The 13,746-nt window shown below is 73.0% G+C and carries 14 protein-coding genes; 10 read left to right on the top strand and 4 right to left on the bottom strand.

The annotated features are described in order from the left end of the window. Positions 1 to 137: 137 nt before the first annotated feature. Positions 138 to 1,421 (bottom strand): MDR family MFS transporter, encoded by a 1,284-nt coding sequence (locus ACIP93_RS02250; protein WP_401754715.1) that lies wholly within the window; start codon positions 1,419 to 1,421, stop codon positions 138 to 140. Between the two features lie 159 nt (positions 1,422 to 1,580). Here ACIP93_RS02250 and ACIP93_RS02245 point away from each other — a divergent pair, with 159 nt between their 5' ends. Both ACIP93_RS02245 and ACIP93_RS02240 read left to right on the top strand, forming a co-directional pair. Next, positions 1,581 to 2,342 (top strand): phosphoglyceromutase, encoded by a 762-nt coding sequence (locus ACIP93_RS02245; protein ID WP_401754713.1) that lies wholly within the window; start codon positions 1,581 to 1,583, stop codon positions 2,340 to 2,342. 147 nt (positions 2,343 to 2,489) lie between these two features. Beyond that, positions 2,490 to 2,705 carry a hypothetical protein gene (locus ACIP93_RS02240; protein WP_345221415.1) on the top strand — a complete coding sequence of 72 codons (216 nt, stop codon included), beginning with the start codon at positions 2,490 to 2,492 and terminating at the stop codon, positions 2,703 to 2,705. A gap of 193 nt (positions 2,706 to 2,898) precedes the next feature. Here the strand turns inward: ACIP93_RS02240 and ACIP93_RS02235 are convergent, their stop codons facing one another. Continuing rightward, a complete protein-coding gene (locus tag ACIP93_RS02235; RefSeq protein WP_345221418.1) occupies positions 2,899 to 3,048 on the bottom strand; it encodes a hypothetical protein in 150 nt (49 codons plus the stop codon). A 159-nt stretch (positions 3,049 to 3,207) separates the two neighbouring features. After that, positions 3,208 to 3,888, bottom strand: coding sequence for a phosphate signaling complex protein PhoU (phoU, locus tag ACIP93_RS02230; RefSeq protein WP_345221420.1), 681 nt, complete (start codon positions 3,886 to 3,888; stop codon positions 3,208 to 3,210). A gap of 231 nt (positions 3,889 to 4,119) precedes the next feature. Between phoU and ACIP93_RS02225 the strand changes: the two genes are divergently transcribed. Both ACIP93_RS02225 and ACIP93_RS02220 read left to right on the top strand, forming a co-directional pair. Then, entirely contained in the window at positions 4,120 to 5,436 is a 1,317-nt protein-coding gene (locus ACIP93_RS02225) for an ATP-binding protein (protein WP_345221423.1), read from the top strand. Further along, positions 5,433 to 6,113 (top strand): response regulator transcription factor, encoded by a 681-nt coding sequence (locus tag ACIP93_RS02220; RefSeq protein WP_189822183.1) that lies wholly within the window; start codon positions 5,433 to 5,435, stop codon positions 6,111 to 6,113. Before ACIP93_RS02225 ends, ACIP93_RS02220 begins: the two co-directional genes overlap by 4 nt. 147 nt (positions 6,114 to 6,260) lie before the next feature. Here the strand turns inward: ACIP93_RS02220 and ACIP93_RS02215 are convergent, their stop codons facing one another. Then, the gene (locus ACIP93_RS02215) at positions 6,261 to 6,992 is read right to left on the bottom strand and encodes a DUF461 domain-containing protein (protein ID WP_345221428.1); all 732 of its coding nucleotides are present in this window, start codon (positions 6,990 to 6,992) and stop codon (positions 6,261 to 6,263) included. A gap of 569 nt (positions 6,993 to 7,561) precedes the next feature. Here ACIP93_RS02215 and ACIP93_RS02210 point away from each other — a divergent pair. From ACIP93_RS02210 to ACIP93_RS02185, 6 genes are all read left to right on the top strand, one after another. After that, a complete protein-coding gene (locus tag ACIP93_RS02210) occupies positions 7,562 to 8,044 on the top strand; it encodes a CarD family transcriptional regulator (protein ID WP_003953493.1) in 483 nt (160 codons plus the stop codon). 279 nt (positions 8,045 to 8,323) lie between these two features. Beyond that, positions 8,324 to 9,148 carry a 2-C-methyl-D-erythritol 4-phosphate cytidylyltransferase gene (gene ispD / locus ACIP93_RS02205; protein ID WP_401754707.1) on the top strand — a complete coding sequence of 275 codons (825 nt, stop codon included), beginning with the start codon at positions 8,324 to 8,326 and terminating at the stop codon, positions 9,146 to 9,148. Then, the gene (gene ispF, locus ACIP93_RS02200; RefSeq protein WP_345221433.1) at positions 9,138 to 9,635 is read left to right on the top strand and encodes a 2-C-methyl-D-erythritol 2,4-cyclodiphosphate synthase; all 498 of its coding nucleotides are present in this window, start codon (positions 9,138 to 9,140) and stop codon (positions 9,633 to 9,635) included. The genes ispD and ispF overlap by 11 nt, the downstream gene beginning before the upstream one ends. Before the next feature lie 100 nt (positions 9,636 to 9,735). Further along, entirely contained in the window at positions 9,736 to 10,311 is a 576-nt protein-coding gene (locus ACIP93_RS02195; protein ID WP_345221436.1) for a GNAT family N-acetyltransferase, read from the top strand. A gap of 30 nt (positions 10,312 to 10,341) precedes the next feature. Then, positions 10,342 to 11,868 carry an ABC transporter substrate-binding protein gene (locus tag ACIP93_RS02190; protein WP_401754703.1) on the top strand — a complete coding sequence of 509 codons (1,527 nt, stop codon included), beginning with the start codon at positions 10,342 to 10,344 and terminating at the stop codon, positions 11,866 to 11,868. Beyond that, on the top strand, positions 11,865 to 13,631 hold the full coding sequence (locus ACIP93_RS02185; RefSeq protein WP_401754700.1) for an ABC transporter permease subunit: 1,767 nt from the start codon (positions 11,865 to 11,867) through the stop codon (positions 13,629 to 13,631). Before ACIP93_RS02190 ends, ACIP93_RS02185 begins: the two co-directional genes overlap by 4 nt. The last annotated feature ends 115 nt before the right edge of the window (positions 13,632 to 13,746 follow it).

Genomic DNA, 13,746 nt, shown 5'->3' with positions numbered 1-13,746 from the left:
CTCTGCCCTGGCCGCCGTACGAGCCGGCCGGCCCGTGTGACGAACCCCGGCCGGACGGCCCGGGGCGTCCCGGACGGGTCTTCTCCACGGGCACTTCCCCGGGCGACTCCTCGCGTGCTGCCACCCGATACGAGGACCTACGCGGCCGGCGCGACCTCCCCCGCCTTCGCCGCCGCGCCGCCCTCCGGCACGGAGACCTGCTCCACCTCGGGCTCCGCGTCCGCCGGCAGCCCCCGCATCAGCAGCCAGTACCCGGCGGCCGCCACCATGCCGATCACCGCGCACGCGCCCCACAGCCACGCGCTGCCGAACCGGTCGATGACGTAACCGCCCAGCAGCGGGGCCGCCAGCGCCGCCACCGCCCAGGACATCGTGTACATCCCCTGGTAGCGCCCCCGCCCGTGCACCGGCGAGAGCCGCACCACGAGCCCGGTCTGGATGGGCGAGTTGACGATCTCGGCCAGGGTCCACACGCAGACGGTCAGGACGTACACCCCGAGCGACCCCGCGAAGGCGGTCAGCCCGAATCCGTACCCCGCGAGCAGGGACGACACGACCAGCAGCCGCCGCGGGTCCCGGTGCTCGATGAAGCGCGTGACCGGGATCTGGAGCGCCACGATGAGCACGCCGTTGACCGCGATCGCCGTCCCGAAGTCCGAGCTGGAGAACCCGTCCGTCCCCATCGCCACCGGCAGTGCCACGTACCCCTGCTGGAAGATCAGCGCCACCAGGAACGACAGCCCCACCACGCTCATGAAGCGCCCGTCGCGCAGTACGGTTCCGAGCCCGACGCCCGCCTCGTCCGCCTTCTGCTGGACCGTGCGCTCGGGCCGCGACTCCGGCAGCTTCACGAAGACGACGACCGCGCACACCAGCGTCATGGCGGCCTCGATGAGGAAACCGGCCCGGTAGCTGTACTCGGCGAGGAACCCGGCGCCCGTCGAGGAGATCGCGAACCCCAGGTTGATCGCCCAGTAGTTGAGCGAGAAGGCCCGCACCCGGTCCGTCGGCTTCACGATGTCGGCCATCATCGCCTGCACGGCCGGCCGCGAGGCGTTGGACGCCATGCCGACCAGGAACGCGACCCCGGCGATGGCGACCGGATGCTCCATGAACCCGAGCAGCGCCACCGACAGCGCCGTCGACACCTGCGCGACCAGCATGGTGGGCCGCCGCCCGAGCCGGTCCGCCATGACCCCGGCCACCAGCGACGACACCACCCCGCCGAGCCCGTGCAGGGCGGCGACCAGTCCGGCGTAGGTGGCCGAGTACCCCCGGTCCAGCGTCAGGTACAACGCCATGAACGTGGCGACGAACGCCCCCATCCGGTTCACCAGCGTGCTCGTCCAGAGCCACCAGAACTCCCGGGGGAGCCCCGAGACGCTCTCGCGCACGGCGCGCCGCAGACCTGTCGCGGACATGGACATCCCCCCGGATGCAAGTGGTGTAAGTGGCTCGGCAATTAACCGAACCTTACGTAAGCCCGTCTCCGGCCCGCCATTCATTTGACGCGGACCGTCAATCCATCCCCGCGCGCCCGCACGCGCGAGGTTCCCGGAATGTCCATTAGGCTCGTACGCATGGCCGACGCACCGTACAAGCTGATCCTCCTCCGCCACGGCGAGAGCGAGTGGAACGCGAAGAACCTGTTCACCGGCTGGGTGGACGTCAACCTCACCGACAAGGGCGAGAAGGAAGCAGTGCGGGGCGGTGAGCTGCTGACCGCCGCCGGTCTCCTCCCGGACGTGCTGCACACCTCCCTCCAGAAGCGCGCCATCCGCACCGCGCAGCTCGCGCTGGAGGCCGCGGACCGCCACTGGATCCCGGTCCACCGGAGCTGGCGCCTGAACGAGCGCCACTACGGTGCCCTCCAGGGCAAGGACAAGGCGCAGACGCTCGCCGAGTTCGGCGAGGAGCAGTTCATGCTGTGGCGCCGCTCGTACGACACCCCGCCGCCGGTCCTGGAGGACGGCACGGAGTTCTCGCAGTCGGACGACCCCCGCTACGCGACCATCCCCTCCGAGCTGCGCCCCCGCACGGAGTGCCTCAAGGACGTCGTCGAGCGCATGCTGCCGTACTGGTACGACGGCATCGTCCCGGACCTCCTCGACGGCAAGACCGTGCTGGTCGCCGCGCACGGCAACAGCCTCCGCGGCCTGGTCAAGCACCTCGACGGCATCTCCGACGAGGACATCTCCGGCCTGAACATCCCGACCGGCATCCCGCTCTACTACGAGCTCGACGCCGACCTCCGCCCGCTCACCAAGGGCGGCAAGTACCTCGACCCGGACGCGGCCGCCGCGGCCATCGAGGCGGTCAAGAACCAGGGCAAGAAGAAGTAGCCCCCTCCCGTACGCGAGGAGCCCCCGGCAGCGGACTTCCGCGGCCGGGGGCTCTTCGCCGTTCCGGGGGCGCGGCCGGCCGTACTGAAACCGTCGGGGGCGGGTACGCGGGTGCGGCGGTGGTCGTCGTCGGAGGGGAGCAGCCGGATGAGCCCGGAACCCGAGTACCGGCAGTGGCTGCACGGCCAGTTGCGGATGGCCGTGTGGATCGCCGGGGCCCTGGCCGCGTGCGGACTGGTCGGATTGTTCCTGTCCGCCCTGGGCGTCCCCGACGCAGTGACCTGGCCCGCCGCCGCCGGAGCCGCCGTGGGCGGCGGGTGGGCGGCCGACCGGTGGCGGCGACGCCGCGAGGAACGGGGCTGAGGCGGTCCGGCAGGGCGTTACGGACGCGGCGAGGACACCGCGCCGCCGCCGACGCGCGCGTGACATGACGAGGACACCGCGCCGCCGCCGACGCGCGCGTGACATGACGAGGACACCGCGCCGCCGCCGACGCGCGCGACATGACGAGGGCCCGCCCGTGGCAGGCGGGCCCTCCGTGCGTACCGCGTGACGGTCAGCCGCAGCAGCCGCCGCACTGGCACGGTGCGCCGGACTGGCAGCCGCAGCCGCAGCCCGAGCCGCAGCCGCAGGCGCCGAGCAGCGGCAGGCGGGTCACTTCCCCCGGCTCGGGCGGGGTGTCGGTCGTGGCGGGGGTGTCGGCCATGGGATCTCCTCGGGTGCTCGATGGATCACTGGCCCGATGCCCGAAGGCACGGCAGGAGAGACGGGCGGTCTCCCCCCACCCATTGCATGCCCGATCGGCGGGCGCATCAACAGCGCGCGGAAGCACGGGTGTCGATGTGTCCTGCACGGGCTCGTCCGGTCACGCCTGCGCGGTGTTCTCCTGCGCCGCCTGGACGTCGTCCGCGTGCTCGCCCGTCACCAGGTACACGACGCGCTTGGCGACCGAGACCGCGTGGTCGGCGAAGCGCTCGTAGTAGCGGCCGAGGAGGGTGACGTCGACGGCGGTCTCGATGCCGTGCTTCCAGCGGTCGTCCATCAGGTGCGTGAAGAGCGTGCGGTGCAGCAGGTCCATCTCGTCGTCGTCCTGCTCCAACTGGAGGGCCAGGTCGACGTCCTTGGTGATGATGACCTCCGCCGCCTTCGCCATCAGGCGCTGGGCGAGCTGGCCCATCTCCAGGATGGTCGCGTGCAGGTCGTTGGGCACGGCCGTGGCCGGGAAGCGCAGCCGGGCCAGCTTCGCCACGTGCTGGGCGAGGTCGCCCGAACGCTCCAGGTCGGCGCTCATGCGCAGCGAGGTGACGACGATGCGCAGGTCGGTGGCGACCGGCTGCTGGCGGGCCAGCAGGGCGATCGCGCGCGCCTCCAGGTCGTGCTGGAGGTCGTCGACCTTCTGGTCGGCCGCGATGACGCTCTCCGCGAGCTTCAGGTCGGCGTCCAGCATGGCGGTCGTGGCGCGCCCTATCGCAGAGCCGACCAGGCGGGCCATCTCGACCAGGTCCTCACCGATCGAGTCCAGTTCCTCGTGGTACGCGTCCCGCATGGGGGTTCCTGCTTTCTGAGAGCGGCGCGCTCCACTGCGGAGCGGGCCGGTGTCTTCCGGGGTCTGGCGGGGCTCCGGTCCCCACCCTCCCACCATCCGTCCGATACGCGTCCGGTTCCGGCCGCCGAAGTGAACCACCCCCATCCCCTTGGTGAACTCTGGGCGACGAACGTTCGAGGCCGCACCCATTCGCTTGGGGCAGTGTCGGTGACCAGGCATAACCTTGTGCACATGGACGTGAACGCGGCAGTGGCCGCAGCAGCAGCGATAGCCGGACTGTGCACCGGCATCATCGCCATGCTGGCGTTCCGCTGGAGCGAACGCGAACAGAAGCGTCCCACCCGCGCCGCCGTGCGCCCCGAGGTGAACGCCACGCTGCCGCCGGGAGTGGACACCGTCCTCTCCGTGCTCCGCTCCTCCGCGGTGGTGCTCGACGAGAGCGACAACGTGGTGAAGGCCAGCTCGGCGGCGTACGCCCTGGGCCTGGTCCGAGGCGGAAAGCTGGCGGTCGAGCCGATGATCCACATGGCCCGCGACACCCGCCGCGACGGGGAGATACGCCAGGTCGAGCTGGACCTGCCGCGCCGGGGCACCGGTCGCGGCGAGGCGCTGGCGGTGTCCGCCCGGGTCGCGCCACTGGGTTCGCGGCTCGTGCTGCTCCTGGTGGAGGACCTCACCGAGGCCCGTCGCATCGAAGCGGTACGACGCGACTTCGTCGCGAACGTGAGCCACGAGCTGAAGACCCCGGTGGGGGCGCTGTCCCTGCTGTCGGAGGCCGTCATGGACGCCTCCGACGACCCGGAGGCGGTGACCCGGTTCGCCGGCCGCATGCAGATCGAGGCGACCCGCCTGACCTCCCTGGTCCAGGAGCTGATCGACCTCTCCCGGGTGCAGAACGACGACCCGCTGGAGGACTCCGAACCGGTACGGGTGGACGAGCTGGTCGCCGAGGCCATCGACCGCAGCCGCCAGACGGCCTCCACCAAGCAGATCGCCATGCAGGCCGGCGGCACCTCCGGCCTGCACGTCTGGGGCAACCGCGGCCAGCTCGCCGCCGCCCTCGGCAACCTGGTGGAGAACGCCGTCAACTACAGCCCGGCCGGCACCAAGGTCGCCGTCGCCGCCCGCCGGGTGCCCGCCGTCGGCGGCGACCTCATAGAGATCGCCGTCACCGACCAGGGCATCGGCATCTCCGAACGCGACCGCGACCGCGTCTTCGAGCGGTTCTACCGCGTCGACCCGGCCCGCTCCCGCGCCACCGGAGGCACCGGCCTGGGCCTGGCCATCGTCAAGCACGTCGCCGCCTCGCACGGCGGCGAGGTCACCGTGTGGAGCTCCGAGGGACAGGGCTCCACCTTCACCCTGCGGCTGCCCGAAGCGGGCTCCGTCCGCGAGACCAGGGTGGAGCACACCCCCGGCCGTCCCCTCGTCGGGCCCGGGGACGCCGACGCGGTCGAGGGCTTCGACGACGAAGCCCCGGCCGCCGCCGACCCCGCGCACAAGACCCCCATCCGTGAGATCACCCCTGCCCCGGAGGTCCTTCCGTGACCCGAGTGCTCGTCGTCGAGGATGAGGAATCCTTCAGCGACGCCCTGTCCTACATGCTCCGCAAGGAGGGCTTCGAGGTCGCGATCGCGGCGACCGGCCCCGACGGCCTCGACGAGTTCGAGCGCAACGGCGCCGACCTCGTCCTCCTGGACCTCATGCTGCCCGGCCTGCCCGGCACCGAGGTCTGCCGCCAGCTCCGGGTGCGCTCCAACGTCCCCGTGATCATGGTGACCGCCAAGGACAGCGAGATCGACAAGGTCGTCGGCCTGGAGATAGGGGCCGACGACTACGTCACCAAGCCCTTCTCCTCCCGCGAGCTGATCGCCCGCATCCGCGCCGTCCTGCGCCGCCGGGGCGAACCGGAGGAGGTCACCCCGGCCGCCCTGGAGGCCGGTCCGGTACGGATGGACGTCGACCGGCACGTCGTCACCGTCGCCGGGGCCAAGATCGACCTCCCCCTCAAGGAGTTCGACCTGCTCGAGATGCTGCTGCGCAACGCGGGCCGCGTGCTGACCCGCATGCAGCTCATCGACCGGGTCTGGGGCGCGGACTACGTCGGCGACACCAAGACCCTCGACGTCCACGTCAAGCGCCTGCGGGCCAAGATCGAGCCGGACCCGGGCGCCCCGCGCTACCTGGTCACGGTGCGGGGCCTGGGCTACAAGTTCGAGCCGTAAACCGCCGCACGCGCACGACCGCCGGGCGCGTACGACTCCCGTGCGCGTGCCACCGCCGCACGCGCACCGCGTACCGCGTACGACGAGGGGCCCCGCCGGAATCCGATTCCGGCGGGGCCCCTCGTCGTACGGACGGCTGCGGCGGCGTCAGCGAGCCGTGCCCGCGCCGGTGGCCGCGCCGTTGGCCGGCGGCGTGTTCTTCGCGGCGCCGTTCTTCGCCGGGGTGCCCGAGGGCGAACCGGCGGGCGTGCCGGTCGGGGCGCCGGAGGCCGGGGTGCCCGAGGGCGAGCCGGTCGGGGACGGGGTGCCGGACGGGGCGGCCGGGACCTTGTCCGGGCCGAAGCCCTCGAAGTGGCCGACGGCCGGGACGACGAACGCCTTCAGCGTCACGTCGCCGGTCTCGCTGAAGGAGAAGGTGACCGGCTGCGCCTTGCCGAGCTGGGGGCTCTCGGCCTCACTGCCGTTCGCGACGACGGCGGAGGCGTTGTCCTTGCCGCCGATGATCACGGAACCGCCGGCCGGCACGGTGATCGGGCCGGGCTTGCCGCCCTGCGCCTTGCCGGAGGTGAGCTTCACCTGGGCGGCGGAGTCGCCGAGCTTGACGGAGTCCAGGGTCTGCGGCTTGTCGCCGTCGTTGAAGACGGTCGCGGAGACCACGGCGTCGCCCTCGCCGGCCTTCTTGGTCTTCTCGTCCAGCGGCTGGGTGATCACCAGCGCGTTCTGGATCTTGATCTGTCCGTTGTCGACGGAGATCGCGGCGTTGTCCGGCTTGACTTGCAGGGTCTGTGCGTCGTTGCCGGCGCCACATGCGGCGAGCGAGACGATCGAGAACGCGAGGGCGGTGGCGGCGAGGGTGCCGCGTCGAAGGCTGCGGCTCACGGCGGCGGCAACTCCTTGGACGTTACGGACGGGGGGACTTGATTCCGGCTTAGGTTATCGACTCGCCGACCCGCCTCCGCACCCGACCCGCCCCCCGCGCCGGTCGGCGTGCCGGGGCGGTCCCGATCGGCCCCGGCGGTCGCCGTCCCCGCGCGGCCGCGAACGGCTGGCGGAATTCGTACAGCGTTCAATGGCGGGATATTGCCCACGGAATTGATCAAGGAGACCGTGATCAATTCGGGATTGGCGCGCAGTGGGCGGGGAGCTGGCCCGCATTGCCGCCGGACGGGTGACCGATCTCCGAACGGAGTAGGTGAAGTTCACCTCGTGGAACCCGGCAAACCGGGACTTTCGGGCGCTCCGCGGGGCTCTGTGGTGCGCGTAACGTACACGTTTCTCGTCGCCCGCACAGCCGCTCCCACCTGCGAATACCGTCTTCCGGAAGGCCTCCGCAGCACGTTCCTGTCGTAGTTGTCAAGCCCCGAGATATGCCCTGACCTGCGGAAACGCCATTCAGAACAAGCAGTTTCCGTGTTACTCTGGATAGCCACGGAAGGGGTACCTGTCACATGACGTTCAAGGTTGGCGACACCGTGGTCTATCCCCATCACGGGGCCGCGCTGATCGAGGCCATTGAGACTCGTCAGATCAAAGGCGTGGACAAGACCTACTTGGTGCTCAAGGTCGCCCAGGGCGACTTGACTGTTCGTGTGCCTGCGGACAATGCGGAGTTCGTCGGTGTACGCGATGTGGTCGGCCAGGACGGGCTGGACCGGGTCTTCGAGGTGCTGCGCGCACCGTACGCGGAAGAGCCCACGAACTGGTCCCGTCGTTACAAGGCGAATCTGGAGAAGCTCGCTTCGGGCGACGTGATCAAGGTCGCCGAGGTAGTGCGCGACCTGTGGCGTCGTGAGCGCGAGCGCGGTCTCTCCGCCGGCGAGAAGCGCATGCTCGCGAAGGCACGCCAGATCCTGGTGAGCGAGCTGGCGCTCGCGGAGAACACCAATGAGGACAAGGCCGAGGCCCTGCTGGACGAGGTTCTCGCGTCGTAACCGTTTGTTCACGTGCCCGGCTGCACCCGGGTGCGTGCGTTGATGGTGTGAGTGATGCCGTGGTGCCCGGCGACCGACTGTGTCCGCAGTCGGCCGTTCGGACACCGCGGCATTCTTCTTTCTACGTTCCCCGCGCCTGATCCCGCATGCGGTTTTTTTTCGCGCTGCCGATGCGCCGCCCCGTCCGACTGTCACGGAAGGGGTCCGGTCAGGGCGTCGCGCCCGGCTCGCTGTGGCCATACCCATGGGGGACGAGGACACAAACCTCCGGAGTAGTCCATGACAGTCGAACACCCCTCTGCGCCCTCCGAAAGCCCCCGCGAGAGCCCCGCCGCGAGCTCCGCGGACACCGCCGCGAACCCCGCGCGCCCCACCCGCACCGCGGCCGTCATCCCGGCCGCCGGCCGCGGTGTCCGCCTGGGCCCCGGCGCCCCCAAGGCGCTCCGTACCCTCAACGGAACCCCCATGCTGGTGCACGCCGTGCGCGCGATGGCCGCCTCCCGGTACGTCTCCCTGGTGGTCGTGGTGGCCCCCGCCGACGGTGCGGGCGAGGTCAAGAGCCTGCTCGACGAGTACGAGCACGCGCTGCCCGAGCGCACCGAGTTCCTGGTCGTGCCCGGCGGCGACACCCGCCAGGAGTCCGTGCGGCTGGGCCTGGAGGCGCTGCCGGACGACATCGCCGCCGTACTGGTGCACGACGCGGCACGGCCGCTCGTCCCGGTGGACACCGTGGACGCGGTCGTCGAGGCGGTACGCGACGGGGCCGTCGCCGTGGTGCCCGCGCTGCCGCTCGCCGACACCGTCAAGCAGGTCGAGCCGAGGCCGCACGGCACGCCGGAACCGGTCGTCGCGACGCCCGAGCGGGCGCTGCTGCGGGCCGTGCAGACGCCGCAGGGCTTCGACCGCGCCGTGCTGGCGCACGCCCACGCGACCGTCCCCGCCGCCGGGGACGGGGCCACGGACTGCGCCGGTATGGTCGAGCGGCTCGGCCGGCCGGTCGTGGTGGTGCCCGGGCACGAAGAGGCGTTCAAGGTGACCCGGCCGCTGGACCTGGTGCTGGCCGAGGCGGTACTCGCACGGAGGAGGGCCAACGATGGCTTCTGAGGACAACAGGCCGGTCATGCCGCTGGTCGGCATCGGGACCGACATCCACGCCTTCGAGCGCGGCCGCGAGCTGTGGTGCGCCGGACTGCACTGGCCGGACGAGGAGTTCGGGCTGGCCGGGCACTCGGACGCGGACGTCGTCGCCCACGCCGCCTGCGACGCGCTGTTCTCCGCCGCCGGGGTCGGCGACCTCGGGGCGCACTTCGGGACGGGGCGCCCGGAGTGGGCGGGCGCGTCCGGGGTGACGCTGCTCACCGAGGCGGCCCGGATCGTACGGGCCGAGGGCTTCGAGATCGGGAACGTCGCCGTGCAGGTCGTGGGCGTACGGCCCAAGATCGGCAAGCGGCGCGAGGAGGCCCAGAAGGTGCTGAGCGCGGCGGTCGGCGCGCCGGTCTCGGTGTCCGGGACGACCAGCGACGGGCTCGGGCTCACCGGGCGCGCCGAGGGTCTCGCGGCGATCGCCACGGCGCTGGTCCACCGCGCCTGAGGCCGCGGGCCCGGTGCGGCTGAACCTCCCGTTCCGCTCTTGCGCACGCCTTGCACGTACGCTGGTACGGCAAGGCGTGCGACAGGAGTGGAGGCCGACGGTGACGGCGACGACCGAGGTCAGGACCGGCGTCCCCGCCGGATACGTGCTGCGGCCCGCGACCCCCGAGGACGTCGGCGGGGCCCGCGCCGTCATGCTGGACACCGTCTACCGCGACCTGGGGTCCGGGTACGTCCCGCGCTGGCATGCGGACATCATCGACCCCGACGGAACGTATCTGCGCCCCGAGCGGCGCACCCTCCTGGTGGTCGAGAAGGACGGCGGGATCGTCGCCACCGGGGCCGTCCGCGACCAGGGGCCCCAGGCGCCGCCCAATCCGGAATGGGTCGCCGAGCGCTTCCCGTCCGGGACCACCGCCCAGTTGTGCCGGATCTACGTCCGCCCGGAACACCGGCGGCACGGGCTCGCCCGCGCGCTGGTGAGTGAACTGTGCGACTTTGTCGTCAAGGCCGGCGGGTACGAGGCGGTCTATCTGCACACCGACCCCGCCGTTCCGGGCGCCGAGCCGTTCTGGCGCTCGCTGGCGACCGAGGTCTGCGACGAGCGGAAGCTGCCCGGCGGGGGGCAGGGCATCGTCCACTTCGAGCTGCCCGTCGCGGAGATCGCCGCCCGCTAGGTGACAATCGTTTTCAGGTAGGGTCGTGACATGTCCTCGATACGCCGTCGTGCCGCGCTGCCCCTCGCAGCGACCGCCGCCACGCTCGCCCTGACCGTCACGGCCTGCGGAGGTGGTGGTTCCGGAAGTGCGACGGGCTCGGGGGACGGCGGACGGCTGCGGGTCTCGCTCGCCTTTCCGCCCGCGCAGGCCATGTCCCCGTACGGCGACGACGCCGTGACCCTCAGCCGTCTCGCGGTCGTCGAGGGCCTCACCGCGCTCGGCAGGAACGGCGAGGCACTGCCCGCACTGGCCACCGGGTGGAAGCCCGACGGCGACAGGGCCTGGACCTTCACCCTCCGCAAGGCCGTCTTCCAGGACGGCAAGCCGGTCGACGCCGAGTCCGTCGTGCGCGCGCTGGCCGCCGCCGAACAGGCCTCGCCCAAGCCGCGCGTGCTCAGCGACACGGACATCGAGGCCGAGGCCGTCGTCTCCGGCGGCGTCCAGACCGTACGCATCACGACGAAGACCGCCGACCCGCTGCTGCCCCAGCGCCTGGCGAACCCCTCGCTGGCGATCCTGTCGGCGGGCGCGTACGGCGGCGGCAAGGTGAACCCCGCCGGGCACGCCACCGGCCCGTTCACCCTGACCGAGCTCAACGGCGCCGTCAGCGCGACCCTGACCAGGAACGACTCCTACTGGGGCACGAAGGCCAAGGCCCCCGGCGTCGACGTGAAGTTCGTCGCCGACGGCAAGGCGCGGGCCAACGCCCTGCGCGCCGGGCAGACCGACATCGCCGAGTACGTGCCCGTCTCGCAGGCCTCCCTGCTGGACGAGGGGCAGGTCCGCGAGGTGCCCACCGCGCGCACCAACAGCCTGTACCTCAACACCCGGAAGGGCCCCTTCGCGGACGCCGCGCTGCGGGCCGCCGCCCGCACCGCCGTCGACAGCAAGGCGCTGGTCGAGGGCGTGTACGAGGGCCGGGCCGACACCGCGCAGGGCCTCTTCGGGCCGGGCGTCGGCTGGGCGGCGAAGCAGCGCGTGCCCGTCGCGGACCGGACCGCCCCCGCACCGAAGGACGAGGTCACGGCCGCCGGCGAGATCGTCCTCGCCACCTACACCAACCGGCCCGAGCTGCCCGAGGTCGCCACGGCCGTGCAGCAGCAGTGGGAGAAGGCGGGCTTCCGGGTCCGCCAGGTGGTCCGGGACTACGCGCAGATGGAGGCCGACGCGCTCGGCGGGAAGTTCGACGCGTTCATCCTGCCGCGCAACACCCTGCTCGACACCGGCGACCCGTCCTCGTACCTGGCCAGCGATTTCACCTGCGCCGGGTCCTTCAACATCGCCCAGCTCTGCGACAAGCAGGTCGACGCGGCCGTCGCCGCGACCGTCTCCGCCGCCGGGACCCCGGACCGGCAGGCCGCCGAGATGAAGGCCGAGGCGGCCGTGCTGCGCACGGACGCGGTGGTTCCGCTGGTGCACGAGCGGTTCGTGCAGGGCGTCGGCAAGGGCGTCGAGGGCGTCTCGCTCGACCCGACGGAGCGGACGCTGGTCACCGCCGACACACGCGTCGGATGAGGCTGGGAGGGCTCGCCGGGAGGGCCGCCGCCCTCGTCGGCATGGTGCTGGCCGTCGGGCTGCTGCCCTGGCTGACCAGGAACGATCCGGCTCTGACCATCCTGCACGCGCGGTACGCCGACCGGCCGCCGACCCCCGGGGTGCTCGCCGCGATCCGCGCGGAGACCGGCCTCGACGGCGGCCCGCCGCAGGTGCTGGGCGACTGGCTGGGCGGGGTCGCGCACGGGGACTTCGGGGTGTCGTGGGTGTCGGGCGCGCCCGTCGGCCCGGACGTGACGGCCGCCCTCGGGGTCTCCCTGACCCTGATGGGCTGTTCGCTGCTGGTGGCCGTGGTGCTGGCGGGGCTGCTGTGCCTGCGGACGCTGCGGCTCGGGGCGCGGCGCGGGCTCGTCCGGGCGCGGGCGGGCGTGCTCGGGGCGGCGCTCGCCGCGCTGCCGGAGTTCCTGGTCGCGGCGGTGCTGGCGACGGTCTTCGCCGTGCAGGCGGGGTGGTTCCCCGCGGTGGGCTGGGGGACCTTCTCCTCGGCCGTCCTCCCCGCCGTCGCCATGGGCGTCCCGGCGGGCGCGCTGCTCGGGCGGCTGCTGGACGACGCGCTGCCGGCGGCCTTCGCGGAGCCCTGGGCGCGGGCGGCCGCGGCCCGCGGCATTCCCGGCGCCCGGGTGGCGCGGCACGCCCTGCGCCGGACGCTGCCCGGGGTGCTGCCGCAGTTCGGGTTCGTGGTGGTCGGCCTGACCGGCGGGGCGGTCGCGGTGGAGACCCTCTTCGCGATTCCGGGTCTCGGCGGCACCGCGCTGAGCGCCGCCCTGGCCCAGGACCTGCCGGTGCTTCAGGCGGCCGTGCTGGTGCTGCTGTTGCTCGGGGTGGCGGCGGGGCTCGCGGTGCGGGGGCTCGGGCGGCTGCTCCTCGGGCCCGCGCTGCGGGACGGTGCGCTGCCGACGCTGGTCAGGCCCCGGCTCGCGGCGGGGCGGGCGGTGCGGTGGGGGGCCGTGCTGGTGACGGTGGTGTTCGTGGGAGTGGTGGTGGCGGGGCTGCTGCGGGACCCGTACGCCATCGACGTGACGGCCCGGCTGGCGGGGCCCGGGGCCGGGCATCCCCTCGGCACGGACTCGCTCGGCCGCGACACGCTGGCCCGGCTCGGGCACGGGGCGGGACGGACGGTGCTGGCGGCGCTGGCGGTCTCCGCGGTGACACTGGTGATCGGGGTGCTGGTGGGACTGGTCCCCGGGGCCGGGGGCTTCACCGAGATGGTCAACGCGCTGCCCGCGATCGTCGCGGGCCTGGTGGTCGCGGGCGTCGCGGGCCCGGGCGCGGTGGCGGCCGCGGTCGCGGTGTCGGTGGTGGCCTGGGCGCCGCTGGCCGCGCACACCCGGGCGCTGTACGAGCAGGAACGGGCCGCTCCGCATGTGGCGGCGGCCCGGGCGGCGGGGGCCGGGCCCGGGTGGGTGCTGCGCCGCCACATCCTGCCGGGGGTGCTGCCAGGGGTCGTCCGGCACGCGGTGCTGCGCGTTCCGGCGCTCGCCCTGGCCCTCGCCTCGCTGAGCTTCCTCGGACTGGGTGCGGCGCCGCCGGCCCCCGAGTGGGGGCGGATGCTGGCCGAGAACATGCCGTACGCGGAACGGGCCCCGTGGGCGGTGCTGGGACCGGCGGGGGCGCTGGTGGCGCTGGGGACGGGGGCGGTGCTGTGGGCGGCGGTCGCGGGAGGCGGACGGCGCGGGCGGTCGTCCACAGCTGTGGACGAAGGGGTCGCGGAGGTACGGGTGTGAGGGGGCCGGACGGGGGCGGCTGCGGCGGGGCCGGGGCGGGCCCGGACCCCGGCGGCCCCGACGAGGGGGCGGCGGCCGGGCGGGCCGGGAGCGGGCGGGGCCGCCCCCTCGCCCG

The sequence above is a fragment of the Streptomyces sp. NPDC088745 genome (assembly GCF_044751045.1).
Lineage (GTDB): Bacteria > Actinomycetota > Actinomycetes > Streptomycetales > Streptomycetaceae > Streptomyces > Streptomyces cremeus.
Note: the sequence above shows the minus strand (reverse complement) of the source record. Positions and strands in the feature narration are given on the sequence as shown.

Excerpts from the sequence above, each read along its gene's own strand:
- ACIP93_RS02245 (WP_401754713.1), top strand. The coding sequence starts at position 1,581 with ATGGCCGACGCACCGTACAAGCTGATCCTCCTCCGCCACGGCGAGAGC.
- ACIP93_RS02240 (WP_345221415.1), top strand. The coding sequence starts at position 2,490 with ATGAGCCCGGAACCCGAGTACCGGCAGTGGCTGCACGGCCAGTTGCGG.
- phoU (WP_345221420.1), bottom strand. The coding sequence starts at position 3,888 with ATGCGGGACGCGTACCACGAGGAACTGGACTCGATCGGTGAGGACCTG.
- ACIP93_RS02225 (WP_345221423.1), top strand. The coding sequence starts at position 4,120 with ATGGACGTGAACGCGGCAGTGGCCGCAGCAGCAGCGATAGCCGGACTG.
- ACIP93_RS02185 (WP_401754700.1), top strand. The coding sequence starts at position 11,865 with ATGAGGCTGGGAGGGCTCGCCGGGAGGGCCGCCGCCCTCGTCGGCATG.
- ACIP93_RS02235 (WP_345221418.1), bottom strand. The coding sequence starts at position 3,048 with ATGGCCGACACCCCCGCCACGACCGACACCCCGCCCGAGCCGGGGGAA.
- ispF (WP_345221433.1), top strand. The coding sequence starts at position 9,138 with ATGGCTTCTGAGGACAACAGGCCGGTCATGCCGCTGGTCGGCATCGGG.
- ACIP93_RS02250 (WP_401754715.1), bottom strand. The coding sequence starts at position 1,421 with ATGTCCGCGACAGGTCTGCGGCGCGCCGTGCGCGAGAGCGTCTCGGGG.
- ACIP93_RS02190 (WP_401754703.1), top strand. The coding sequence starts at position 10,342 with ATGTCCTCGATACGCCGTCGTGCCGCGCTGCCCCTCGCAGCGACCGCC.
- ACIP93_RS02210 (WP_003953493.1), top strand. The coding sequence starts at position 7,562 with ATGACGTTCAAGGTTGGCGACACCGTGGTCTATCCCCATCACGGGGCC.
- ispD (WP_401754707.1), top strand. The coding sequence starts at position 8,324 with ATGACAGTCGAACACCCCTCTGCGCCCTCCGAAAGCCCCCGCGAGAGC.